At 34.5% G+C, this 22,937-nt stretch carries 31 protein-coding genes; 21 read left to right on the forward strand and 10 right to left on the reverse strand.

The window, feature by feature from the left end; all coding sequences use genetic code 11:
- Positions 1 to 93 precede the first annotated feature (93 nt).
- The 5 genes from MKY51_RS07450 (at position 94) to MKY51_RS07470 (ending at position 3,742) form a co-directional block, all read left to right on the forward strand.
- Positions 94 to 543: a protoporphyrinogen oxidase gene (locus MKY51_RS07450; protein ID WP_339176246.1), complete on the forward strand. Its 450-nt coding sequence runs from the start codon at positions 94 to 96 to the stop codon at positions 541 to 543.
- Positions 544 to 1,482 (forward strand): methyltransferase domain-containing protein, encoded by a 939-nt coding sequence (locus MKY51_RS07455; RefSeq protein ID WP_339176248.1) that lies wholly within the window; start codon positions 544 to 546, stop codon positions 1,480 to 1,482.
- Positions 1,483 to 1,610: 128 nt separating this feature from the next.
- The gene (locus MKY51_RS07460; RefSeq protein WP_339176250.1) at positions 1,611 to 2,045 is read left to right on the forward strand and encodes a MarR family transcriptional regulator; all 435 of its coding nucleotides are present in this window, start codon (positions 1,611 to 1,613) and stop codon (positions 2,043 to 2,045) included.
- Between the two features lie 77 nt (positions 2,046 to 2,122).
- Positions 2,123 to 3,106, forward strand: coding sequence for a ring-cleaving dioxygenase (locus MKY51_RS07465; RefSeq protein WP_339176251.1), 984 nt, complete (start codon positions 2,123 to 2,125; stop codon positions 3,104 to 3,106).
- A 33-nt stretch (positions 3,107 to 3,139) separates the two neighbouring features.
- Complete coding sequence (locus MKY51_RS07470) at positions 3,140 to 3,742, forward strand: alpha/beta hydrolase (RefSeq protein WP_339176252.1); 603 nt, start codon at positions 3,140 to 3,142, stop codon at positions 3,740 to 3,742.
- Positions 3,743 to 4,144: 402 nt separating this feature from the next.
- Here MKY51_RS07470 and MKY51_RS07475 read toward each other — a convergent pair whose 3' ends face one another.
- Positions 4,145 to 4,660 (reverse strand): amino acid oxidase, encoded by a 516-nt coding sequence (locus MKY51_RS07475; RefSeq protein ID WP_339176254.1) that lies wholly within the window; start codon positions 4,658 to 4,660, stop codon positions 4,145 to 4,147.
- 329 nt (positions 4,661 to 4,989) lie between these two features.
- Positions 4,990 to 5,253, reverse strand: a complete 264-nt coding sequence (locus tag MKY51_RS07480; RefSeq protein ID WP_339176256.1) for a hypothetical protein — start codon at positions 5,251 to 5,253, stop codon at positions 4,990 to 4,992.
- Between the two features lie 609 nt (positions 5,254 to 5,862).
- On the opposite strand from MKY51_RS07480, the gene MKY51_RS07485 reads away from it, so the two are divergent.
- From MKY51_RS07485 to MKY51_RS07500, 4 genes are all read left to right on the forward strand, one after another.
- Positions 5,863 to 6,579: an ABC transporter ATP-binding protein gene (locus MKY51_RS07485; RefSeq protein ID WP_339176258.1), complete on the forward strand. Its 717-nt coding sequence runs from the start codon at positions 5,863 to 5,865 to the stop codon at positions 6,577 to 6,579.
- Positions 6,576 to 7,310 (forward strand): ABC transporter permease, encoded by a 735-nt coding sequence (locus MKY51_RS07490; protein ID WP_339176259.1) that lies wholly within the window; start codon positions 6,576 to 6,578, stop codon positions 7,308 to 7,310. Before MKY51_RS07485 ends, MKY51_RS07490 begins: the two co-directional genes overlap by 4 nt.
- A 9-nt stretch (positions 7,311 to 7,319) precedes the next feature.
- Complete coding sequence (locus tag MKY51_RS07495) at positions 7,320 to 8,048, forward strand: MerR family transcriptional regulator (RefSeq protein WP_339176260.1); 729 nt, start codon at positions 7,320 to 7,322, stop codon at positions 8,046 to 8,048.
- 404 nt (positions 8,049 to 8,452) lie between these two features.
- Complete coding sequence (locus MKY51_RS07500; protein WP_339176261.1) at positions 8,453 to 8,887, forward strand: hypothetical protein; 435 nt, start codon at positions 8,453 to 8,455, stop codon at positions 8,885 to 8,887.
- A 497-nt stretch (positions 8,888 to 9,384) separates the two neighbouring features.
- Here MKY51_RS07500 and MKY51_RS07505 read toward each other — a convergent pair whose 3' ends face one another.
- Positions 9,385 to 9,867 (reverse strand): NUDIX domain-containing protein, encoded by a 483-nt coding sequence (locus MKY51_RS07505; protein WP_339176262.1) that lies wholly within the window; start codon positions 9,865 to 9,867, stop codon positions 9,385 to 9,387.
- 83 nt (positions 9,868 to 9,950) lie between these two features.
- A complete protein-coding gene (locus tag MKY51_RS07510; protein WP_339176264.1) occupies positions 9,951 to 10,190 on the reverse strand; it encodes a DUF3977 family protein in 240 nt (79 codons plus the stop codon).
- 293 nt (positions 10,191 to 10,483) lie between these two features.
- Here MKY51_RS07510 and MKY51_RS07515 point away from each other — a divergent pair, with 293 nt between their 5' ends.
- Together MKY51_RS07515 and MKY51_RS07520 are read left to right on the forward strand one after the other, a co-directional pair.
- Positions 10,484 to 10,669, forward strand: a complete 186-nt coding sequence (locus MKY51_RS07515) for a hypothetical protein (protein WP_339176266.1) — start codon at positions 10,484 to 10,486, stop codon at positions 10,667 to 10,669.
- Positions 10,670 to 10,825: 156 nt separating this feature from the next.
- Entirely contained in the window at positions 10,826 to 11,593 is a 768-nt protein-coding gene (locus MKY51_RS07520; protein WP_339176268.1) for a hypothetical protein, read from the forward strand.
- 213 nt (positions 11,594 to 11,806) lie between these two features.
- Here MKY51_RS07520 and MKY51_RS07525 read toward each other — a convergent pair whose 3' ends face one another.
- Positions 11,807 to 12,343: a carbamoyl-phosphate synthase small subunit gene (locus MKY51_RS07525; protein ID WP_339176270.1), complete on the reverse strand. Its 537-nt coding sequence runs from the start codon at positions 12,341 to 12,343 to the stop codon at positions 11,807 to 11,809.
- Between the two features lie 323 nt (positions 12,344 to 12,666).
- Here MKY51_RS07525 and MKY51_RS07530 point away from each other — a divergent pair, with 323 nt between their 5' ends.
- The gene (locus MKY51_RS07530) at positions 12,667 to 13,383 is read left to right on the forward strand and encodes a hypothetical protein (protein ID WP_339176272.1); all 717 of its coding nucleotides are present in this window, start codon (positions 12,667 to 12,669) and stop codon (positions 13,381 to 13,383) included.
- Positions 13,384 to 13,661: 278 nt separating this feature from the next.
- Here MKY51_RS07530 and MKY51_RS07535 read toward each other — a convergent pair whose 3' ends face one another.
- A complete protein-coding gene (locus MKY51_RS07535) occupies positions 13,662 to 14,063 on the reverse strand; it encodes a hypothetical protein (protein ID WP_339176273.1) in 402 nt (133 codons plus the stop codon).
- 246 nt (positions 14,064 to 14,309) lie between these two features.
- On the opposite strand from MKY51_RS07535, the gene MKY51_RS07540 reads away from it, so the two are divergent.
- Entirely contained in the window at positions 14,310 to 14,807 is a 498-nt protein-coding gene (locus tag MKY51_RS07540) for a hypothetical protein (RefSeq protein WP_339176274.1), read from the forward strand.
- A gap of 207 nt (positions 14,808 to 15,014) precedes the next feature.
- On the opposite strand, the gene MKY51_RS07545 is transcribed toward MKY51_RS07540, so the two are convergent.
- Positions 15,015 to 15,431 carry a protein-disulfide isomerase gene (locus MKY51_RS07545; RefSeq protein WP_339176275.1) on the reverse strand — a complete coding sequence of 139 codons (417 nt, stop codon included), beginning with the start codon at positions 15,429 to 15,431 and terminating at the stop codon, positions 15,015 to 15,017.
- Between the two features lie 471 nt (positions 15,432 to 15,902).
- Positions 15,903 to 16,088 carry a hypothetical protein gene (locus MKY51_RS07550; RefSeq protein WP_339176277.1) on the reverse strand — a complete coding sequence of 62 codons (186 nt, stop codon included), beginning with the start codon at positions 16,086 to 16,088 and terminating at the stop codon, positions 15,903 to 15,905.
- Positions 16,089 to 16,317: 229 nt separating this feature from the next.
- Between MKY51_RS07550 and MKY51_RS07555 the strand changes: the two genes are divergently transcribed.
- A complete protein-coding gene (locus tag MKY51_RS07555) occupies positions 16,318 to 16,758 on the forward strand; it encodes an NUDIX domain-containing protein (protein WP_339176279.1) in 441 nt (146 codons plus the stop codon).
- 230 nt (positions 16,759 to 16,988) lie between these two features.
- Here the strand turns inward: MKY51_RS07555 and MKY51_RS07560 are convergent, their stop codons facing one another.
- Positions 16,989 to 17,360, reverse strand: coding sequence for a hypothetical protein (locus tag MKY51_RS07560; protein ID WP_339176280.1), 372 nt, complete (start codon positions 17,358 to 17,360; stop codon positions 16,989 to 16,991).
- Positions 17,361 to 17,775: 415 nt separating this feature from the next.
- Here MKY51_RS07560 and MKY51_RS07565 point away from each other — a divergent pair, with 415 nt between their 5' ends.
- The 7 genes from MKY51_RS07565 to MKY51_RS07595 all read left to right on the forward strand — a co-directional run bounded on the left by MKY51_RS07565 (position 17,776) and on the right by MKY51_RS07595 (position 22,315).
- The gene (locus MKY51_RS07565; protein WP_339176282.1) at positions 17,776 to 18,345 is read left to right on the forward strand and encodes a hypothetical protein; all 570 of its coding nucleotides are present in this window, start codon (positions 17,776 to 17,778) and stop codon (positions 18,343 to 18,345) included.
- Positions 18,346 to 18,570: 225 nt separating this feature from the next.
- Entirely contained in the window at positions 18,571 to 19,512 is a 942-nt protein-coding gene (rnz, locus tag MKY51_RS07570; protein WP_339176284.1) for a ribonuclease Z, read from the forward strand.
- A 123-nt stretch (positions 19,513 to 19,635) separates the two neighbouring features.
- Entirely contained in the window at positions 19,636 to 19,866 is a 231-nt protein-coding gene (locus tag MKY51_RS07575; RefSeq protein WP_339176285.1) for an acyl-phosphate glycerol 3-phosphate acyltransferase, read from the forward strand.
- 550 nt (positions 19,867 to 20,416) lie between these two features.
- Positions 20,417 to 20,629 (forward strand): hypothetical protein, encoded by a 213-nt coding sequence (locus MKY51_RS07580; RefSeq protein ID WP_339176286.1) that lies wholly within the window; start codon positions 20,417 to 20,419, stop codon positions 20,627 to 20,629.
- 123 nt (positions 20,630 to 20,752) lie between these two features.
- Positions 20,753 to 21,034 (forward strand): hypothetical protein, encoded by a 282-nt coding sequence (locus MKY51_RS07585; protein ID WP_339176288.1) that lies wholly within the window; start codon positions 20,753 to 20,755, stop codon positions 21,032 to 21,034.
- A 95-nt stretch (positions 21,035 to 21,129) separates the two neighbouring features.
- Complete coding sequence (locus MKY51_RS07590; protein ID WP_339176290.1) at positions 21,130 to 21,906, forward strand: UDP-N-acetylmuramyl pentapeptide phosphotransferase; 777 nt, start codon at positions 21,130 to 21,132, stop codon at positions 21,904 to 21,906.
- On the forward strand, positions 21,866 to 22,315 hold the full coding sequence (locus tag MKY51_RS07595) for an NUDIX hydrolase (protein WP_339176291.1): 450 nt from the start codon (positions 21,866 to 21,868) through the stop codon (positions 22,313 to 22,315). Before MKY51_RS07590 ends, MKY51_RS07595 begins: the two co-directional genes overlap by 41 nt.
- A 52-nt stretch (positions 22,316 to 22,367) precedes the next feature.
- On the opposite strand, the gene MKY51_RS07600 is transcribed toward MKY51_RS07595, so the two are convergent.
- A complete protein-coding gene (locus MKY51_RS07600) occupies positions 22,368 to 22,916 on the reverse strand; it encodes a hypothetical protein (RefSeq protein WP_339176292.1) in 549 nt (182 codons plus the stop codon).
- Positions 22,917 to 22,937 lie beyond the last annotated feature (21 nt).

Consider the following 22,937-nt stretch of genomic DNA (forward strand, 5'->3'; position numbering starts at 1 on the left):
AATTTCTTTCTAATGCGCTTTAAACAATAGTCATGTATACTGGACTAGGTGATTTTTTAATGGGCGAATATGGAATCGAAAGGAATTATAAACATGGTACAATTACATTTAGAAGTATTAGAACGATGCAGTAAAGAAACAGAAGATACAATTACAGCGGAAAGTAATGCATTTGCATCAACACCGATCCACTATTTAAAGGACAATCAAGGGGAATTTATTTATGTGGAATGTGCACAATTCAACGATATTCGCATCGATGCGGTAGCACTTGAATTTGATGATGCATTTAATCTGTATACGGCATTATTCGGCTTGAAACTGCAAAAGAAACATGGTGAAGGCATCCGTCAATATTTAAAAGACAATGTCAAATCTGCATTAGGAAGCAGCAGTGCAGCGTTCTCCGGTCAAGAAGGTCTTTGGGAACTGAACATTGCGGTTGACTGCATAGAAGGCTTCCATGAGAAGATGACGATTACTGAAGTTTGTGATCTGCTTTACCAATTTGTTGCGCAATTAATATCGATCGTCGAGAAATAAATGACGCAAAAATATTTATATAGTTTTACATGGCAAAGAGATGAATATGAACTTTCACGTTTGGAAATGCGCACATTTTTTAACTTTCATGTGGAAGAAAATGTTCTGATCAGCCAAGAAAAAATAGAGCCGAGCCGTAGTCCATATATGCGCTCAAGGTTAGCTGTATTCCTGGAAGCGAGTTCAATAGAGCAGCTGGTAGAAATGGCGACTAAGCTGGAACTGGGGCAAAAGACGTTTAAAATTCATTGTTTGAATAATAGTAGTGATGCGATTAAGCCAAAACTTAACCGAGCGATCCGAAACGATTATATGATGCGCCTCAGCTCGGTCATCAATGCTGAACCGGAACTCGTAAAGCCGGATGTAGTATTGGGTCTTGTTCTTCACGAGGAGCGCTATTATTTAGGTGAACTTACATATGGTGAAGCAATTTGGCTGAAGCATATGCAAAAACCTGAAATGTACTCTACGGCATTGAGTACACGGGATGCCCGTGCGATTGTCAATATTGCGGTACCGTTTCCGGACGGATTAAAGGTGATCGATCCTTGCTGTGGTATCGGTACAGTGCTTGTGGAAGCGATGAGTATGGGGATTGAAATTGAAGGTCGTGACATCAACAAACGGGTTGTATGGGGTTCCCGAATCAATCTTCGCCACTTCGGCTACGAACCGAATGTAGAGATCGGTCCAATTGAAGAGGCAAGTGAAGGCTATGATGTGGCGATCATTGATATGCCGTACAATTTATTTACGCATATTACGGGTGAACTGCAGCAAAGCATCATTACAAATGCCCGTCGGATTGCAAAACGGGTCATCATTGTAACAATCGAATCAATGGATGATAAAATCGACGAAGCCGGTTTAACGATTATCGATCGAGCCGTTTTGAAAAAGGGTAAATTTGAACGCCAAGTTTTAATATGTGAATAGAAGAGACGTTCCAACTCAGTGTAGTACTGAGTTGGAACGTTTTTTAATTGACACTGTATTTTATACATGGTATATTTATCTCGAATTAAAGATAAATGAATTCGTGATAACAGGAAGGAGGCAACTTTATGAGTAAATATGACAAACAATTAAAAGCATTTACTGTTTTGCATCGGGCTCAGACTTCCGTTCAAGAAGCAACGAAAAAAGATATCCAGCAGCATGATCTGAATTTAACGGAATTTGCCGTGATGGAATTGCTTTATCATAAAGGAGATCAGCCTATCCAAATCATCGGTAAAAAAGTATTGATCGCTAGCAGCAGTATCACGTATGTCGTTGATAAACTGGAGAAGAAAAATCTCGTGGCACGTGTTGCCTGTCCGACAGATCGCCGGGTTACTTTTGTTTCATTAACGGATGAAGGAAGACAGATGATTGAATCGATTTTCCCGTCACATGAAGAGAAGATTGCATCGATTTTTGATGTGCTGTCGGATGAAGAACTGCAAAATTTAACAGACTATTTAAAGCGTGTGGGACACCATGCGAACAAATTTTAAATTGATTAAAAGCATCGGAATCGGTGCATTTTTCTTAAACTAATATCTCGATATCGAGAAAACTGGAGGCAATATAAATGAATCACATTAAAGGAATCCACCACGTAACAGCCATTACAAGCAGTGCAGAAAAGAATTACGAATTTTTCACATATGTATTAGGAATGCGACTAGTGAAAAAAACGGTTAACCAGGATGATATTCAAACATACCACCTGTTTTTCGCGGATGATAAAGGTTCTGCAGGAACAGATATGACTTTCTTTGATTTCCCTGGAATCCCGAAAGGCCGTCACGGTACGGACGAAATTTACAAAACAGCTTTCCGTGTTCCAAACGATGCGGCACTGGACTATTGGGTAAAACGATTCGATCGTCTGAAAGTACAACATGAAGGCATCAAACCATTGTTCGGTAAGCAAACATTATCATTCGTCGATTTCGATGACCAGCAATACATGCTTATTTCAGATGAAAACAATGAAGGAATCGCTTCAGGTACACCTTGGCAAAAAGGTCCGATTCCATTAGAGTTTGCGATTACAGGATTAGGTCCAATTCATGTACGTGTTTCAAATTTTGATTATTTCAAGGAAGTTCTTGAGAAAGTATTAGTGATGCGTCAAACAGGAAAAGAAGATTCATTGCACTTATTTGAAGTAGGGGAAGGCGGTAACGGAGCATCTGTAATTGTCGAGCATAATACAGTGCTGCAGCCAGGTCGTCAAGGTTTCGGTACAGTTCACCATGCAGCATTCCGTGTTGAAGATACAGCCGTGTTGCGTGAATGGATCGGCCGTCTTGAAAGCTTCGGATTCGGTACGTCGGGCTATGTGGACCGCTTCTTCTTTGAATCACTTTATGCACGTGTCGCACCGGGGATTTTATTTGAATGGGCTACAGACGGACCAGGTTTCATGGGCGATGAGCCATATGAAACAGTAGGGGAAATCCTGTCATTACCACCGTTCCTGGAGAGTAAACGCGATTATATTGAAAGTGTTGTCCGACCGATTGATACGGTGCGTTCAACAAAAACAATCGAAAAAGAATACGAATAATTTGACTAACAAACTGAGAATGGAGAATGTCCGATGAACTATATTTTTAATCAAGGTAAAGATGATAAGCCGGTATTTTTATTGTTACATGGTACTGGCGGGGATGAAAACAGCCTGCTTGCACTGGCAGAAATCATTGATCCGGAAGCTTCGGTGTTAAGTGTGCGCGGCAATATTTTAGAACATGGTATGCCACGATTTTTCCGCCGTTTAGCTGAAGGCGTGTTTGATATGGAAGATTTGGCTTTCCGTACGAAGGAACTGTATGAATTTATCGGCGAGAAAGCAAGTGAATACGGCTTTGCCCGTCAAAACATTATTGCGATCGGTTATTCAAATGGTGCCAATATCGCAGCGAACCTGTTATTTGAATATGAAAATGCATTAAAAGGGGCGGTTCTGCATCATCCAATGGTTCCGAATCATGATACAACTGTGGCGAAACAGGCCGGCACGCAAGTATTTATCGCAGCAGGAGTGAATGACCCGATTTGTCCTCAGCAAGAAGCAATCGATCTGGAGCGCTATTTAACAGACGCAGGAGCAAGCGTGACATTGGAATGGGAATCCAACGGTCACCAGCTGACAATGAATGAAGTACAAAAAGCGAAGGCCTGGTATGAACGCACGTTTTAAATGAAGATTGTCACAACAAAATATACTGTCATATTATGGCTGTTCAAGACGGAATCCAACAGGGTTTCGTCTTTTGTTATTCAATAATCGAGCCAAGATTGTGGAAGAGCATTTTTTCTTTGGGGGAGTGTTAAAAAAGATGCAGATTTATAACGATAAAAGAATGGCTATACAAGTTTTTATGCAAATTAAAGATAATACCCAGTAATCAAAAAGCCCTTATATCAAGGGTTTAGGAGACTTGCATAAAATAGCGTATAAACAATGTTCAATAAGAAAAGCGAGAAACGTTATTAAATCAACGTTTCCCGCATTTTGGTGTACTCCCAAACTTATATTTGGGAACGTTATTTTGAATGATACTGCATGTTTATAACAATCTTAACTACGTAAAATCTAACTTTATAACGTTTCGATCATTTGAAAAATCTCTTTATAAAGACTATCTAACTCTTTTTCATTCTTTAAATAGAAATACCAAACATCTTCTCTATCGGCATCTATATCGGATAAATAAATTGTCGTATGAGAGCCATTATTTAAAGATTCCCAACGAGCCGTTTCATAGGTAGTTCCTTCGTTCGTAAACGGAAGATTCCTTTTTTCCGAATCAAAAAAGATAATAGGTATTTTAGAGTTATTATATACCTCAACAAATCTATCATTAGATGCTTCTTCAAACATCACAGGCGTTATCATCACAGCGTCAAAGTTTATTGAAATATGTACTGTATCTTCACCGAATTCATCTAAAGAAATTGGTTCAAAATGAATTTTTTTGTTATTTAATTCAGGAATATCACCAATTACAGCAATTTTTAAAGGTTCTCCCTCATATTTAACTTCATTATTTGAACACGCACTTAAAGTTAGTAAGAAAAAAATAGATATAATACTTAAAACCATATTTAATCTCATCGTGATACCTCCTAAACAATACACACCCTCATATTACCATTTATGAGTTATTTTATATAGTTGCTGTTTGGGTGAATTACTATAATAATTGAAAATATAAACATGCCCAAAGCATCCTTTGGTAACATTTCATTGAGATTCTATTTATATGTTACCTACATTCAAAACAAGTGAATTGAACAGTCCTCTTTAAAATGATATCTCACAGCGTCTCAGATCGTCATTTTCTAATAAAAACAGCGACAACCACTGTTAAATCAGTAGTTGTCGCTGTTTGAAATGTTACCAAGCTTTGATTTGGGAACGTTATTTAAGTTTATTATGTATGTTTAATTCATTTGTTCAGCTAAAAATTTTTCTCCAAAAGGTGTTAACTTAGCTTTGTTTAGGTCAACAGAGTGTACTCTTTCGTCATAATATTCATCATCATCGCCAAACCAGTAGATAGTAACCCCTGTAAGATATTTTCTATCATCCAAGTATTCGATGAAATCTGCCCACATATCTAAGGTTAAATTGTATGAGGTATGAACAGGTGTAATGCCATTCTGAATTTCTTTTAAAATGCTAAGTATTATTTCTTCGTTTTCCAAATTAAATACCTACCTTTCAAAATGTGATATTAAGCCAAAATAACATTCCCTAAGTGTCATTTGGGAACGTTTTTATGAATTGCTATGAATACCATATATTTATCAATTTTTCATTTGAATCTTCTTAAAAAGAGAAACTAAATATTCTATTATCTGAATCAGTAATTCTACTAACCAAAAGAACACTCCTATAAGTAGGGCATATTTAAAAATAGGGGATGTTGAGTACCCAGAAACATAGACACCATATAACAACATAAACAAGAAACCTATTATCCAAAGAGTTTTTTTAAGTTTTATCAAATCACTGACCTCACTTTAAAAGAAGAATTATAATTATTATCAGTGTATATATTCAAAAGAACATAGTAAACACTTAGATAAACATTCCCAAAGCGATGTTTGGGAACAATCCAGTCTTGAATGTTGTAACTCCATTTTTCTGATACTACCCTAAGAAATTTTAGTCTGTCCTATTTTTCTTTCTACTAAATGGAGAATGACCCTAAATCCGTATATCCAATTCCACATATATAACCCTCCAATAATACACCACCCCCATATCTCTTTGATATAGTGAATTCCGAATCGAATAAAGGAGGCACTATTATGATATTAACTGTCAAAAATTTATCAGTCACATACGGTGCTAAAACAGCTGTTAATAATATTAGCTTTAGCGTTGTACCCGGTGAGGTAATTGGCATACTTGGGGCAAATGGAGCAGGGAATTCATCTACGATTGCAGCAGTACTAGGGGTTGAAAAGAGTCATTTCAAAGAGCTCACGATGCTTGGGAAATCATCAATCCTTCATCGCAAGGAGGTCTTTCAAGAGGTAGGAGTCCAGTTTCAGGAAACAAACTTTCAAGATAAATTGATCGTACTTGATGCATGTGAACAGTGGGCGTCGCTTTATAGACAAACCGCTGATGTACCATTATTATTACAAACATTTGGTCTAGTTGGGAAGGAAACTCAAATTGTAAAGTCTCTCTCAGGTGGAGAACGTCAACGCTTAGCGGTATTACTGGCATTAATTAATAATCCGAAACTTGTTTTCTTAGATGAACTCACGACCGGGTTAGATACAAAGGCACGGCGCATGCTCTGGAAACAGCTTTTAGCAATGAAGGAAAAAGGTTTGGCAATTGTCCTTACATCCCACTACATGGATGAGGTTGAAGTGTTATGTGATAAAATTTTGATTTTAAAAGATGGAGAAACAGTTTTTCAAGGGACAATCCAAGAGGCAATTCAATTAAGCGGAAAATCCACATTAGAGGATGCGTATTTACATTTCGCAGGCGAGGAGGATTGGTTATGAGTACATTTTTAACATTATTAAAAATTGAGGGGAAACTCGTTTGGAAGGGAATCGATATTCTTATTTTTGGCATATGTTTCCCCATTATTTTAGCAACAGTATTTGGCTATTTGCTGAGCAAAGACGGTTCAACAGGCAATTCTAACTTTGAATTATCGTACGCAGCTGTTATTACAATAGGTGTACTCGCAACAGGTGTTATGGGTGTACCATTAACGATTGCAGATTACCGTCACCGAGGAATTTTAAAGCGATTCCAAGTGACACCTATATCGCCTCTCCAAATTTTATTTGCACAAGGGTTGATTCAACTCTCATCAGCACTCGTATCATTTATTGGGGTCACACTTGTTTATCATCTACTATTTGATTATGAGTTAAAGGGATCGTGGCCGATATTCCTTCTGTCTTATATTTTTGTCATTTTTGCAATGTATAGCATCGGCATTTTTATTGGAAGTATCGTACCTGATCAAAAGGCAGCAAATGTTTGGAGTTCAGTCGCTTACTTTACTATGTTACTGTTATCAGGAGCAACGATTCCGTACGAAGCGATGCCACGATTATTTCAATGGATCATGGACATTTTACCGCTTTCGCATGGTATTCATTTATTAAAACAAGCAAGCATAGGAGCGTCACTAACAGATGGTCTTTTCCATATCTTGATTTTAACTTTATGTATTGTTATTGGATTAGGGGGAGCAATAAAATTCTTCAAATGGAAGTAGGTATGTTGGGTGTACAAAACAAAAGAAATTGCAACACTTGTTGGGTTACACCCCAACACTGTACGTATATATGAGGAATGGGGATTTATCTCTCCTGTTCCAAGAAAGGCAAATGGCTATCGTATTTATTCAGATACCCACTTGTTTCAGTTAAAAATTGCACGAACTATCTTTCGATGTGAAATTGTACAAGGAGATATTCGAAAAAAGGCACGTGAAATTGTGTATGCTTGTGGGAAAGAAGATTTTATTAAAGCTGAGCAACTCACGATAAACTATCTGGCTAATTTAGAACGCGAATATAGTCATGCTCTAGCTGCTACAAAAATTGTTGAGAGATGGCTGAAGGAAGAATCGACTGTTAGTTCTTGTACATACTCGAGAAAGGAAGTGGCACTCCTTCTAGATAGTACACCTGAAGCTGTACGAAATTGGGAACGGAACGGACTTATTAAAGTCCCTCGGTTAGACAATGGTAATCGCTTATACGGTGAAAGAGAACTGGAACAACTACGAATTATTCGAAGTTTAAGAAGTGCTCATTACTCAATTAATGCTATTTTGCGTTTACTTAAACAAATTCAACAACCTAGCCCTGATATTGTCGCGATTTTAAATTCCCCAACGGATGAAGAAGATATTGTGTCAGTGACGGATCAATTAGGCACATCATTACTAGATGCCATAGCAGATGCTAAAGATACATTAGCTTTGCTTCATGAAAAAACCACTTTCTAATAACGGTAATGGAAAGTGGTTTTTAGCATCTTTATAACTTTAAAAATCCCATCTAACGATAAAAAATCCCATATAAACGGTAAAACAAATAAATCTTTATCAGCTTATGTTTGGCATTTATTAATCTACGAGTATAAACGCTGCTACTTTAATCGTTTATGCCATATGTATAGAAAACAGTATAATTAATAGTTCAAGCCAAAAGGCACAAATGTTGATTTAACAACATTCGTACCTTTGTGGTGTATGCCCAAAATTTTATTTGGTATCCTTTTTTGAATAGTAATGAATAAAACTTGTAATTCCGCATAAATCTGATGGGACCTCTTGATGAATCTTTTTTGCTTTGGTATTCGTATAACAGATAAATGAAAATAATGCTAAAAAAGGAGGAAGATTGAATTATGTCAAAAAAAACAGTGGTCATATTGCTTGGTGGGATATTATTTACTATAATTTTGGTATTTACTTTTCTGCAAAAGAACAACAATGTTACAGCGGAATGGAAAGGATTTTATCTAGAACAAACAAGCAAAACAAGTTTTACGCAATATGCAATCGAATCTATTGATGGAACGCTCGAAATAAAAAATTCATTTATACCCTCTCCCCGTATTGGCGGTTCTACCAAAGAAGATTTCAACAAGGATATTACAATCACTGAAACGAAACTAATTCCTGGGGAGTATAAAAAGTACAGTGTATTTAAGAACAAAGACACTTATACAATTAAAGTAAAAGGAAATCCAAAATTCAGTTATAATTTAAATAAAGTTGCACCAAGGAAATTTATAGGTGAAGATGGGATTGAATATTCAACTAGTTTATATTTGGAATAACTGCCTCCAGTTAATTCACTTCCCGTCGAGTAAATGAAATTTAAGAACCGTAAACATTCCCAAACCGACTTTTGGTACATAATTATCTAGTCCTGTACTCAAAATCGTATTTGTGCTTCTTTTTAATGTAAGGTAGTATACCACACGAACATGACGATTTCTTATTCCACAATCTGGGCGCGATTCTTCAATAAGAAAATCTCGTTTTTCCGTTATAGGGTCATATTGTGGAACAACGTTTTTCTTTGGGGGAGGGTTAGAGAGAAGATAGATTTATACCGATATAAGAATGGCTATACAATATTTTATGCAAAAAAAATCACGACCAGCAATTTCAAAAGCTGCTATAGTACGGTTTATTGACTTGCTTTAAAGCTCTTATAAATAATGTTCCAATAAAAAATCGGTAAATACTGCTACGGCAACGCGTACCGATTTTTCCTTTTACCTTCAAACTTTCATTTGGGAACGTTATTGTGTATGAGTATGTATATAATTTATTTTAATATTGGTTTTTGAATATCTGACTTCCAATCTAAAATAAATGGTGCTTGTGTTGGGTTTAACTTAGAAGGTAAGTCCTCTTTTGCTATAAAATATAATTCTTTACTTTCATTGTTCATATTTAGCTCACCCTCATAATTTTTGGTAAAGAGTATAATTTGTACACTGTATACTTGGTCTCCGTTAGGATAAGAGGCGAAACCTTTTTTGCCAGAGTATAAGCCAAATAAAGATAAATCTTTAAGCACTAAATTTGTTTCTTCTAAAACTTCTCGCTTAACCGTTTCCTCAAAAGTTTCTCCGATTTCCATAATGCCGCCTGGGATTCCCCAAGTATTGTTATCCATTCTTCTTTGTAACAAAATACGTCCTAATTCATCTTCAATAATAGCGCCACAGCCTATTGTTATTAAAGTTTCGTGGCCAATTAAATTTCTCATTGTTTGTATGTAATCATTCACAAATAATCCTCCCATAAAACAGTTTTATAAGTATACGTTTATAATAAAGAGAAGTTCCCAAAGCATCGTTTGTTAACATGAATTGTATCTGAATTGAATTATATACTACTAGTTATCCCAAAAATAAATTTAAATTCATTACGTTCTTTCTTTTTCAATTTTATACCTTCTTTTAAGTCAACTATTAGAACGTTTTTCTTTATCCAAATTCTAATATAAATTGATTGGAAATGTATTGGTCCTTTGATACCTTTTTCTTCATATTCTGAACCATCTTCTAATTCCGTTTCAGTACGTATAAGCCAAGTGTTCCCTATACCAAACTCAATAAATTTCATCTCGTATGCCCCCTTTATATATATAATTTAATTTTAATAATAAACCAATTTAGTTCCCAAAAATTACAAATTTCTTTGTATGTAAGATAGGAAAACACATGAATATGACGATTCCTTATTCCACAATCTGGGCGCTTTCCTAATAAGGGTGCGTCCATTTTTTAGTTGTCGGCCATGTTTTTCCTGTATTATTTCCAAACACCTTATCGTTAAAATAACCATTATTAACCAACTGAGGTAACTATTAATATATAATAAGGTGTACAATTAAACTAATTTAGGGGTTATATTTTATGAAAAATAAAATTTTTTTAAGAATAATTTTAAGCTTAATCGTTTTAATTCTAGCTGTTATATTAATTGATAATTATTCAAATGGATTAATTAAAAACGTTCTATGGGGGATAAGTGTAGCTTTGGTTTTACTATACAACGAAAAGAAAAATCGTGAATATAAGAAAAGTAAAGCTAATAATTAGTACCAATAAGGGTGTAATAAATGAACATTGAAATAAAGTCACCAAAATGATGTTAAGTAAAAATAATAAGCTGTCGCCCCTTATTCCACAATCTGGGCGCAATTCTTTAATAAGAAAATAGCGTATATCATTTAATTAAAGAGGTGAGAATTTCAAGTGCAGGCTTCAGAAAATATACTAAAGGTTTGGAATCAATTTAAGAACTTTCCAATGGAAACACTGACAAAAGTTTGGTATACCAAACAAAACCCATCAAAATATCAGCGTTCAGTTGAGATGATGAAAGAGCATTATAAACAATATAAAATTACAGGGAACTGTTTCGATTTAGCATTATGGCTATTAGATGAATTTAAACTTAATCATATTGAGGCGTATGCAATTGGTCATAATTTATTTACCAAACATGCTCACGTTGCTGTGATAGCAATAGACAAAAATAAGTATAAATATTTATGTGACTTAGGTGACCAATGGATTCAGCCGATTTGTGTAGATCCAAACAACCCATTCTTTCATTCAGAAGAGTGCATAGATTTTTTCCCAGGTGCGAAGATTCAAGTACAATCTCAAGGTTCTAATATTGAAATTTTGTATAAACGACTATACGGAAAAATTTCCAAGCAAGTATTTAATTTGAATATCATTGATGAAAATCAATTATTAGAAGCTGCTGAATTCTCGCAAAGATTAATTAAACCTTTCCCTCTGCTTGAATCTAGACAGTATGAAAATGAAGTAACACATTGGGAATTTTATAACTTCAAAAGTTATTCATCTTCTATGAACGGTTTAGTTGAAGATACCAAGCAAAGGACAATAGAAGAATGGGCAGCTATAATACAGAAAAAAACAAATTATAACTTTGAAATTCTCTTAGAAGTATTAAACTACTATATGGAGTTACAAAGTTTAAATACTTAATCAAATTTAATACTTGTCTGAATAAATGCTGTTAAATTTCGAACATACATTATTCAGCAATCTGGGCACGTTTCTTCAATAAGAAGATCGCGTTTTTCCGCTATAGGGCCAAGATTGTGGAATAATATTTTTTCTCGGGGAGGCTTCTTATTAATCTTAAAGTAAGGATTTACAAGGTGTATTTATCTACATTTAAATATACCTATGTGTATTTTATTCATATGGTTTATCATAATCCTCAACTTTAAGCTCTTTAAGGAATTCAATAAAATTTATTCTATTTCTATATTTTTCTCCATAATATGATTTTTTATTGAGAAAATCTTCCTTAACAATATTAATAATATATGGTTTCATACGTGTTTCCTCCGCATAACCATAATTTTCGGTAAGTTCTATTAGAAAGGAAACAATATAATTAAATAATACAGGGAAATCTTTTTCGATTCCTTCCTGGTATTCAACTAAAGCTTTAATATACTTATATAACTCACTTTGTTTGGTAAAGCGAAAACTGCATCCTGTATTCCAATAGCCAAGCCAAATAGTAAATATACCAATAGAATACCGTCTTAATTCTTTATCAGAAGCACTGAAATATGAGTAATATGGATAATGTGGAAATGCCATTCCACCATCAAAACCTAATATTCGAAAGCCACTGTTCAATACTTTGTTTATTTCAGTAAGAATCATGCTTTTTTCTTCCGTTGTAAGTTCTTTTTGAATTTTTTTATCTTCTGAGCTCATAGATAACCCTCCTCTATTTTTCAATAATACCAAATTTAATATTAAGTAAGAACGTCCCCAAACCGATTTTGGTAACAGCTTTTTGCTTATGCAACAATCTGGGCGCTTTCCTTGAAGAAGGAAGGTGCTTTTTTCACTATTGGCCATTTAAAGGAAGAACGATAGAAGTTGGATAATTAAAAAATATTCGGGAAAGATACTTTTAAAAATAAGGTAGGTGAACCTTACTGAAGATAAAATTTTACATACTTTTATGTATCCTAGTTATCATATATTGTACAACTGTTTTTACAAAGCAAGAAGCAGCTAGTCATGAGACAAAAATGTCAAATCCCTCAAATATGGAACAATTGGTGACGGATACATTAGAGCATAATGATGTTCAAACTATTCAAGTTCAAAATAATTCTGGACTTCAACGTGATTTCAGCATCAATGATGGTTTTCAAGAACGTGTATTAAGAAAAGTAGTATATTGGCTTAATAACTCAGAACGAGTGATTGGATCAATCGATATATCATTTGATAATCCATCCAACAAAATGACTTTAAAAATGACTAATGGTAAAGTTCTCACGATTGAATCCGCTTATTTATGTGTAATTGATAATGAAAACAAAGTTTGCACGGCTAAGGAGGGGGAATTAATTGTTTCTGAAAATGGAGAAAAGGTGCAATTAAAGTCTCAATCTCTTTATGACTGGCTCATGGTTGGTTGGAGACAAGAAATAGATGGATCTACTAAGGAAGAGTTACTTGAAGAAGCATTGTTTACACGTTATTTATATCATTTGGGTCCTTCTTATTCGGAATTTTTTATGTGTCCAAAAATCAAAATTGAAACCATTGATGGAGATCCTAGAAGACATCTCATTTTTGGCAGCTCATTAAACTATTCAGGACACCACGGCGGAGATTATGACCAACTTACTTTTTCTATAAGTGACTCTAACCTAACAGGGTTACAAGTCTCAAACGTGAAAATTAAAAAACATATTTCGCAAGAAGAAGTCGAAAAACAATGCCGAACGTTTAATTAGAAAGGTTTTATGGAGTTAACGTTCTTCCACAATGTGCGTGATTCTTCAATAAGAAAATCATGTTTTTCCGTTATAGGTTCATATTGTTTAGGACAGGCACAGCAAGTATAAAAGCTGCTTTAGTAACGTTTCATTGACTTGCATAAAATCACGTATAAACAATGTTCGATAAGAAAAGCGAGAAACGTTATTATATCAACGTTTCCCGCTTTTTAGTGTATATCCAAACTTTCATTTGGGAACGGTTATCTGAAAACAACTTGTATAAATTGGAACTGTTATTCATTAGACGATTCGACCCTAGAGATTACTCCACTATACATTGCTTTCCAGCTACCGTCGTTTTCAATTTCAGCTTGATATAATTCTAGAGTACCTTTATACAAATGTCCTTCAACATCTTTTTTAAATTCGAAAAACTCAGGTTGTTGTCTTAATTCATCTAAGTTGGCATAATATAATTCCGTTTTATAAATAGGTAATCCAGTAGGTGTGCGTAAATTTTCTTCGGTAGTTAAGTAGGAAACACCTTGGGAATCTAAAACTGTTAGAACCTCCGTAGAATAACTGTCATCCTTTAACTCTTTCAACTGTGTAATTGCATAAACATTATTTGAAAATGTAAAAATACCACAAGCCACTACTGCCGATAATAAAAATAAACTTAATTTCTTTTTCACCAATATCCACCTCCCAATAATTGTATGTATCTATATTCCACTAGATAGATTTAAAAACCTTCCCAAAACAGGATTTGGTGTATTTATTGTATTAGAAATGTGTGGTTACAGAAGCTTTGTTACTCCTTCTTTCAACTGTGCGCTTTCTTGAATAAAAGGATTGGCCCTGTATGCGTTTTAAATTAACAGACAATATTTTGTAACTTTACTTTGAAAATGTCGTCTAATTTAAAAAGGAGACATTTTATGAATAATTTAATTCGATTGGGATTTTCATTAATGATGTTATTCACATTTTTAGGTTGTAGTAATGTCGAAGAAGAGACATCTAAAAGTATTAGTAATAGCAATATAATTACAGAGTCAAATAATCGTGAAAAACCACCATCTATAAACTTAAAAATTGGCGAAAACGAGATTAAAACTTACCGAGGAACTTATAGTTGGAGTTATTTTGATAAAAGTACAGGGCAAGTAGTAACTGTGGAGGCAGATCATGCTCCCCCAAACGAGATGGTGAATATCGAACAAGGAGTTAGAGTTAATCTGGCCGAAACTATAAAATTAGATTTTGAAAAAGAACCAACTCAATATGAGATAAGAGTCTGGGACAATAATAATGTGATTGCAACGTATAATACATTTGAAGAAATAAAAGAAAAAGGGAAATATATAGTTGAAATAGTAGGAACATGGGAAGGTAGTACCGCTACGTATGTAACTGCCCTTGATATTCAATATTAATTAGTTAATGTTACACTCTAATCTCAGATATTGAATTAATGATTCTTAGTTATTCAATTAGTGGGCGCGATTCTATAACAAGGAATTGTGACTTTTATAGTTTCCACCATAAAAAAGGTAAAAATGCTTAGTTGGGTTTCTAAAATAACGAAAGCCAGTATCTTTAAAGGGATTACTAGCTTTATTATCAACTATAATTCGTTTCGATTATAAGGGCTTTGCCTTACGAATGTATTCCATTCCATCGGCATCCACAATGATATGTTCTTTAAATTTAGTAAATTCTAATGAAACACCGTCATCAGCTGTAATAATATATTTATCATCTTTGACTTCTACCTTAGCATTAGTATATTCTCTCTCAACATGGGGACTTTCCATATCTTCAGTTACTACAACCTTGTCAAGAATACTCTTTCTATCATCATTTACAAAAGTTCCATTAATTGTGAGTTCATTTTCATCCAAATAAATCATATATCGTTCGCTTTGATAATAATGTGATTCAAAATCCTCAGCTTTTGCAACATTTTCAAGATTATTTGATGAACCTTGTTGATCACATCCAAATAGCATTAAAGCGCAGCCAATACTAAGCATTGCTAACGAAAGTATTTTTTTCATAAATTTCCCTCCCAATTTTTTAAAGTTAATTAGTCAATTTTATCGATCTAATTAGTTATACGGAAAAGAATACATGAAAGTTTCAATTTTCTGAATTCAAAACATAAATAGCACTTTAAGAACAACGGAACGCCTTTTAAATGTGTCCCTAAAGCGTTTATTAAATGTGGTAACGGATTTTTAATTCATCGTAAAAATAATGTCTTGCTGAAGTTTTGGTTTCACTTTTACATACTTCATTTCAGTAATAGGACCAGTATTAACTAGGAGATAAGCGTTTTCAAATTCAAAAACAAGCGACCTTAAAATTTCATAATTTGTGTCTTTATAACCATAACCAATGACTTGATTAATGTTATTGTCATCAAAGCTGAATCTAGAATCAAGTATAAAATAATCGTTAGAAATAATTGGTTCTGTTGTAAACTTTAATGGTTCAGGAGTTTGTTGTTCATGAATGATTAATAAATCTTATCCTTTGGCATCTTCAGACCATTCTAATCGCCAATACCAGCTTTCCGATGTTACAGGATTTTTTAGGTTAATCACAAATTCACTAGATATAAGTTCTAATTTTTCATTAATACTAATTTGGTGTGCATAGATTCCTACAAGTAAACAGTTCTTTATGTGTTTTTTAACGTGGCTTTGATTCATGAATCCTGCTCCTTTTGTTAAACCATATTTAAATAAAATTTTAACATTACCAAAGCGACATTTGGTAGTAGTACTGATCAAATTTTATAATGCAATGTGGTGATAATTGGTTATTCATATAGGATATAGTTTAAAGAGTCTATAACCGGGCGGACTTTGAAAAAAATGCGTCTACGAAATTAAATGGGCAAGTACTAAAGAAATAATTATGAATTTTAGGGGGTATTTTATGTTTGTTGTAAATGTAGAAGGGGCAATTCGTCGCAATGAGAAATGGCTTTTAATCCGCAGAAGTGAAAAGGAAGAGCATGCTGGTGGTGGTCTCTCATTAGTAGGAGGGAAGTGTGAAATTGAAGGTAATTCGTCAGATATTCTGGAAAGAACTTTAAAAAGAGAAATTTTTGAAGAAGTAGGTAGCGAAATTACAGGCATTCAATATGTAAATAGCTCCTCCTTCGTTACAGAATCAGGGATAAATGTGATTGATATTGTTTTCCTATGTCATCATAAATGTGGAGAACCTTACGCTAAAAGTACTGAAGAAGTGGATGATGTTATTTGGCTGACTACATCAGAGGTACTTGCACATACAGAATTACCTTTATTTCTAAAAGAAAACATTAAACTTGCAGAGAAAATACTACAGGATAATTTGCAGGTGAAATATTAGCTTAGTGGAAATATTAAGATTGAAGATCAACTACATTGTCAAAACACGTTAATAAAAAGTAAATTTAATAAGATTATTTAACTGACCAACTAATAATAAATTTTGCTAAGGAACGAGATTTTATCGGAAATGAACTAGATATTGTGAAACATTAAAATAGGTAAGAGCTATCCACAAAAGTTTGTAGGATAGCTCTTAGTATTGCAAAACTTAAGCGTGTAAATTTCTATTTAGGCAACTCTTAAAGCTAGTTGAGCTAATAATTGGATAGCTGCTTGAACTACTACATCAATTTGAACTTCGGTTTGTCTTACAGTGATTGCATCAGAGTCAATAATAGTAACGTTTTGAATTTCAGTTTGAGTAACTTCTAAATTTTGAGCTATTCTTTGAAGATTGCTTATATCAGCATTTTCATTGGAGCCTAAAACTACAACGGCAGCTTCGATAGCAGCTTGTAGGGCAGCTTGAACTACCACAAGACCTTGTACTTCCGTTTGAGTTACGTCAACAGTATGAGAATTTTGAATAAATAATCCTTGATTTTGAGTTTGAATTACTTCTAGATTATCTTCAGTGTTTTGGTTTCCAGTAACCGGCATAAATAATCATCTCCTTTCGGGTTTAATTGGTATTACGTCACTAGATTATGCTTTAGTTGAAAAAGACTGTGGCCGAATATCTTAGGTAACTATGACTTTATTCAAATGGTGTTTAGCCTATTAGCCGATTAACTAGCTGCTTGAAATAATCTAGGCATTTAATTTATTAGATGAGTGTTTATATAGGTTTATGTTTAAGAGCGAGAGGAATATATTTGCCAACGTGGGTAGATATAAAAATGTAATCGTGTATTGACGTTAAAGCAAAAGAAGTAGCTTTAAAAGTTCAGTCCTTATTTAATTAATAAGGGTGATATTATTCAATAATCGGTGCGTTTATTGAAGGATGTAAAAATATTGTCGAGTTGTACATATGGTCTTTTTAAAGTAAGAAATTTAGACTTGGGGGATTTATATGTCATTTGAACAATGCCAAAATGTAACTTCTTTGATGGCAAAATTTAATAAAAATTGGTTCATCGCTGGAGGGTGGGCGATTGATCTTTTTATGGGGAAAGAAACAAGAGAACATAAAGATATAGAGATTGCTATATTTCGAAAAGACCAATTAAATTTAAAGGCGTATCTAATAGAATGGGAGTTTAAGAAAGTAATTAAAAGTGAATTCCATAATTGGGGAAATGAATTTTTAGAGCTACCTATACACGAAATTCATGCTACCAATAAGTTAAATGGAGATAAAATTGAAGTACTTCTAAACGAAGCAAAAGATAATGATTGGGAATTCAGAAGAGATTTGAGGATTTCCTTACCTCTAAATTCAATGTGGAGTTATTCTGATATGGGTATTCCTTATCTAAATCCAGAAATAGTCCTTTTATATAAGGCGAAGAATACAAGAGAAAAAGACCATCAAGATTTTATTACAGTAAAGGACCATCTTGATTATAAGAAGAGACAATGGCTCAAATCTGCACTTGAACTTCACGAACCCGAGCACAAGTGGATTCAATTTTTAATCTAATATTTTTCAACTAACCAGTTAAATCATTTTCCACAAACTGTGCGTGATCCTTCAAAAAGAAGATTGCGTTTTTTTATGTAGTTGGGATTTTTATCATTCGCCTGGCCATTTCTTTTGCCGCGCCTTTTTTACTTTGCATAAACTTGTTTGCCACCTATAATAAAGACAGCGATAGTAAAAAGCTTCTACATGAGGCAAACTAATCTCGTGTTAGGAGGAAATGACATGCAGATCCAATTTTTAGGTACCGGTGCAGGGATGCCTTCAAAAGAGCGCAATACGAGTTCGATCGCATTCAAATTGCTTGAAGAATGCGGCTCGATTTGGCTGTTTGACTGTGGGGAAGCGACCCAGCATCAAATTTTGCATACTACGATTAAACCGCGTAAAATCGATAAAATCTTTATTACGCATTTACACGGCGACCATATTTTCGGGCTGCCCGGATTTTTAAGCTCCCGGTCTTTTTTAGGCGGGGAGGACATGCTTACAATATACGGGCCGGCCGGGTTACAGCAATGGATTGAACAAACATTGCAATTATCAAAAACCCATTTAACGTATCCGATTGAATTTGTCGAAGTAAAAGATGGCATCGTGTTTGAAGATAAGCAGTTTACGGTACGTGCACTGCCGCTGCAGCATGTTGTCCCGTGCTTTGGTTACCGGATTGAACAAAAGCCGATGCAGGGCGAGTTGTTGATCGACAAGGCTTTGGCATTAGGTGTGCCAAAAGGTCCGCTATTAGGCCAATTAAAAGCAGGTCATTCTGTGCAGCTGGAAGATGGCACTGTTGTCAAAAGCAGTGATGTAACGTCACCACCACAGCAAGGGTTCACGGTAGCCATTTTAGGGGATACGAAATATTGCGAAAACAGTATCCGTTTAGCACAAAACGCTGATGTTGTCGTACACGAAGCAACCTTTGACCATTCCACAATAGAACTGGCGGGCAAGTACGGACATGCGACAAATACGGAAGCGGCAACTGTCGCGAAAGAAGCACAAGCGAAACATTTACTGTTAAATCACATTAGCGCCCGTTTTTTAAAGCATGATCTCATTCCGTTTTTGGAGGAAGCTCAAGCGATTTTTGAAAACAGTTATTTAGCAAATGATTTCAGCCAATTTGAGTGGCGGAAAAACGAATTGCTGGAAATGGAATAGATGAATTGAGATTGAGGTGTATAGTAAACGGGGGGAATGTTTACTATACACCACTTTATTTATAAGAGAATTTTGTTCAATTGCAGAAATATTCCGCTATAATGGAGAAAAGGGGGATGAATGATGCAGCAACCGACAATTTCACCGAAAGTATTACGATTGCTAGTTATTTTTCCAAATGTCATGAGCTATATTCTGTTATTTGGGGTCGTTGTGTACATACGAACAAACTTGGACATGCTGAAGGCGACAGATGGCTTAACGATGTGGCTGATCATTGCCGCAGTATTAGGTTCGATCTCGCTCTATACGACATTCAGTATTATAAAGCGCATTAAGAATGGATTATTGTAAAGATTCCGGTTCACTTAAGAGAAAATTAAATAAATCACATGCCAAAGCACTCAGTTATTTTTTTGGACTGAGTGTTTTTTTTATTAGAGAGATCAGTCTGATAAGTACTGTAAAAATTTGAAACTAATGGCAATTTCATTCGTATATTAGTTATTATACTAGTTGGGACGGTGATGAAAGATGATATTGGTGATATTGTCATGGGCTTTGCTATACGGGGTGACCATTTGGACTTATGTAAACCCTAAGGAAAGCTTGTTATGGGGACGAAGAGGAATATACAAAGAAGAACCTGAAATCACTGAACGTGCTATTCAAAATACTAAAAAGAAAGCCTTAATTACGATTATCATCCTTCCAATCATCGCTCTACTATTTTTTCTTTCCATTAAAATTTTATAAATTGTAATTCTAGACTGCGGAGGGAAGGCTCTTGAAAAAAATAATTCTCTTTAACTTATTATTTTGTATAGTAGTGATTTTTGTTGCGTTCAATTATTATAATAGTAAATCTCGAGGCGCGGTAGTATTCCATTATGTGGAGAACTACATGGAAACGAACTATGGGATTGAACGGGGAAATATCATTTTAGTAGAAAATAATTTCCGTAGAGGCATGGGGTTGTTTGAAATAGAAGTGAAAGATACCGTTACGGAAAACGACTACTTTTATGAAGTCGATATTCGAGAAGACTATTCATTAATCTATATAAGAGATCTTTCAGAGATACATCGAAAAAATAAGGCGGATCAAGAAAGTTGAGAGGTGGGAAATGATGAAACAAATTTATGCTTTTGAAAGTATATGGGATTATGTTTCCGTTTCACCAAGTAATTAATCAGATTGTGTTAATATACTCCTAAGTCTTTATATCAGGAGGTTCACATGAATTTGATCGCGCAACATCCTTATTTTAAAGTAGAAAGAACTGTTACAGGTACTGAACAGTTTGAAATAGAGCATGACCGAATCATTTACTTATACAATGACAAAGTGGTTACGCAGAATCGAGAATTTCCGATTAACATTGTGATGGATTTTTCTTATCGGAAAATTGCCAATCAAGGGGGGATTCTATATTTACATACGCTTCAAGGGGTCTATACGTATATCGTGAAATCTTCACCGGAAGCGTTCATCAATGCATATAGAGCATACTTCAAGTGAAAGGCAGTATTCAATGAATTGGATTTTTATGGTAGTATACGGAGTGAGTCTTGAATAAATACTAAAAGTTTATTCGCATAACAAGGAGGAGAATTTTGTTATATTTAACACTATTGATAGCTTTGGTTATGGTCGTTTTGACGACGAAGCTTACTCAAAAATTTAATTTATCAAGCAACTGGTTCATCGTCGGTCAAATTAGCGCATCATTATTCATCATATTGTTTGGTGATCTTGAAGTTAGTTATATTAACCAGATTGAATTAGGATTTTTGGCGATTCCATTTTCTTTATTATTCCTAGTAGGGTTCACTAATGTAATGAATATAGAAGAAGAACAGCAACCATTAATTTTGGTGTTACCTTGTATTTCTTTACTTTTTCTTTCCGCAGCTGCTTTTGTTATGGGGTACACATTTGTTTCGATCACCGGCCTATTTGCTGTATTAACAATTATGTTGTGTCGTTCAGTTTTAGGCGAAAAGGTATTAGAAAGATCCTTTACTACATCGATCGGTTTTGTAATGGCAGTATTATCACTAATGCTATTTAAAAGTTCATTTATTACAATTTACATACCGATTTTTACATTGGCATTACCGTTAGCAATTTATCTTATTTTACAAACGAAAATAACAAGTGCACAGTCAATGACAATTAGTGCTTCAATAGCTGTATTATTCGGATTACTAATGTTTATCATTCCGTTTAACGTAGTATGGTACTTGGTCGTTGGGGCAACAGTCGTTTTAGCTATTCACAATTTTCGAGGAAGTATCGATTTATTTAGTGATTTTCAAGTTTCATTTAAACTAGTAGTAGGTGATGACTTTGGGATATATTATGGAATTGCGCAAAAAGATTGGTACTGATCCGATCATTATGGTGGGAGCTTGCGTTTTAATAGTGAATGAGAAGACACAGTTACTTCTACAATATAGAAAAGATAATAATAGCTGGGGACTTCCTGGTGGAGCGATGGAATTAGGTGAAAGCTTGGAAGAAGTGGCAGTGAGGGAAATGGAAGAGGAAACCGGATTAACCCCCACACGGTTGGTATTGTTCAGAACATTTTCAGGTAAAGAGTTTTATTATAAATATCCTCATGGTGATGAAGTTTATAACGTTGTTACCGCCTTTATCTGTAAAAACTATGAAGGTTCGATTAAATTCGATGAATCAGAAGCAACAGATATACGATTTTTCGATTTAACAGATTTACCGGTAATCAGTCCTCCAGATGATCCGGTAATTAAGGATTTCTTGAAAACTTGTAACTAATAATATATAGCTAAAGTAAAACGCTCAGAAATAGAAATCTGAGCGTTTTTCATTAATATTCTATAGAGAGACGATACTTAATGCGTTCTCCGATTTCATGTTCTTCATCGTTCATCGCATCATATAAAGCTTGCATATCATATCGAGTAAGGTCATTGATATCCTTAGCTATAAAACGTACTGCATGGAGAACCTGATATAAATCAGCCACTTGTTCTTCTGTAAGTGAACCTTTATCATCATAAGTTAAAAAATACCTATCTACCTCGGACAGTTTAGAATACAATTCCGGATGGGCGGACTCAGTACGGAGTCTAAAAAAAAGGTTTTCCGATGCGGTATTAAATAATCTTGAAAGTCTAAAGATTTCATTTTTGTTTTCTTCAGTTATAGGCTGAGAAAAATCAAACATTAATAGCTGCTCTGCCGCATCTTCCCATAAATAGAGGTCGCTTCTATAATGATTACCAATTTGTTCTTCCAGGGTACTTACTTTTTCCTCTAATTGATTTGCTTCAATTTTTGTTGTGAGGTCAAACAAAACAACTGTTAAAAAAGCTACTACTATTACAAATCCAATTACATACTTCAACCATCTCACTTTATCACACTCCACTATTTA

This window comes from Solibacillus sp. FSL R5-0691 (assembly GCF_037974225.1).
Taxonomy (GTDB): domain Bacteria; phylum Bacillota; class Bacilli; order Bacillales_A; family Planococcaceae; genus Solibacillus.

Excerpts from the sequence above, each read along its gene's own strand:
- MKY51_RS07450 (WP_339176246.1), top strand. The coding sequence starts at position 94 with ATGGTACAATTACATTTAGAAGTATTAGAACGATGCAGTAAAGAAACA.
- MKY51_RS07455 (WP_339176248.1), top strand. The coding sequence starts at position 544 with ATGACGCAAAAATATTTATATAGTTTTACATGGCAAAGAGATGAATAT.
- MKY51_RS07460 (WP_339176250.1), top strand. The coding sequence starts at position 1,611 with ATGAGTAAATATGACAAACAATTAAAAGCATTTACTGTTTTGCATCGG.
- MKY51_RS07465 (WP_339176251.1), top strand. The coding sequence starts at position 2,123 with ATGAATCACATTAAAGGAATCCACCACGTAACAGCCATTACAAGCAGT.
- MKY51_RS07470 (WP_339176252.1), top strand. The coding sequence starts at position 3,140 with ATGAACTATATTTTTAATCAAGGTAAAGATGATAAGCCGGTATTTTTA.
- MKY51_RS07475 (WP_339176254.1), bottom strand. The coding sequence starts at position 4,660 with ATGAGATTAAATATGGTTTTAAGTATTATATCTATTTTTTTCTTACTA.
- MKY51_RS07485 (WP_339176258.1), top strand. The coding sequence starts at position 5,863 with ATGATATTAACTGTCAAAAATTTATCAGTCACATACGGTGCTAAAACA.
- MKY51_RS07490 (WP_339176259.1), top strand. The coding sequence starts at position 6,576 with ATGAGTACATTTTTAACATTATTAAAAATTGAGGGGAAACTCGTTTGG.
- MKY51_RS07500 (WP_339176261.1), top strand. The coding sequence starts at position 8,453 with ATGTCAAAAAAAACAGTGGTCATATTGCTTGGTGGGATATTATTTACT.
- MKY51_RS07505 (WP_339176262.1), bottom strand. The coding sequence starts at position 9,867 with ATGGGAGGATTATTTGTGAATGATTACATACAAACAATGAGAAATTTA.
- MKY51_RS07510 (WP_339176264.1), bottom strand. The coding sequence starts at position 10,190 with ATGAAATTTATTGAGTTTGGTATAGGGAACACTTGGCTTATACGTACT.
- MKY51_RS07515 (WP_339176266.1), top strand. The coding sequence starts at position 10,484 with ATGAAAAATAAAATTTTTTTAAGAATAATTTTAAGCTTAATCGTTTTA.
- MKY51_RS07525 (WP_339176270.1), bottom strand. The coding sequence starts at position 12,343 with ATGAGCTCAGAAGATAAAAAAATTCAAAAAGAACTTACAACGGAAGAA.
- MKY51_RS07530 (WP_339176272.1), top strand. The coding sequence starts at position 12,667 with ATGTCAAATCCCTCAAATATGGAACAATTGGTGACGGATACATTAGAG.
- MKY51_RS07540 (WP_339176274.1), top strand. The coding sequence starts at position 14,310 with ATGAATAATTTAATTCGATTGGGATTTTCATTAATGATGTTATTCACA.
- MKY51_RS07545 (WP_339176275.1), bottom strand. The coding sequence starts at position 15,431 with ATGAAAAAAATACTTTCGTTAGCAATGCTTAGTATTGGCTGCGCTTTA.
- MKY51_RS07550 (WP_339176277.1), bottom strand. The coding sequence starts at position 16,088 with ATGAATCAAAGCCACGTTAAAAAACACATAAAGAACTGTTTACTTGTA.
- MKY51_RS07555 (WP_339176279.1), top strand. The coding sequence starts at position 16,318 with ATGTTTGTTGTAAATGTAGAAGGGGCAATTCGTCGCAATGAGAAATGG.
- MKY51_RS07560 (WP_339176280.1), bottom strand. The coding sequence starts at position 17,360 with ATGCCGGTTACTGGAAACCAAAACACTGAAGATAATCTAGAAGTAATT.
- MKY51_RS07565 (WP_339176282.1), top strand. The coding sequence starts at position 17,776 with ATGTCATTTGAACAATGCCAAAATGTAACTTCTTTGATGGCAAAATTT.
- rnz (WP_339176284.1), top strand. The coding sequence starts at position 18,571 with ATGCAGATCCAATTTTTAGGTACCGGTGCAGGGATGCCTTCAAAAGAG.
- MKY51_RS07575 (WP_339176285.1), top strand. The coding sequence starts at position 19,636 with ATGCAGCAACCGACAATTTCACCGAAAGTATTACGATTGCTAGTTATT.
- MKY51_RS07580 (WP_339176286.1), top strand. The coding sequence starts at position 20,417 with ATGGAAACGAACTATGGGATTGAACGGGGAAATATCATTTTAGTAGAA.
- MKY51_RS07585 (WP_339176288.1), top strand. The coding sequence starts at position 20,753 with ATGAATTTGATCGCGCAACATCCTTATTTTAAAGTAGAAAGAACTGTT.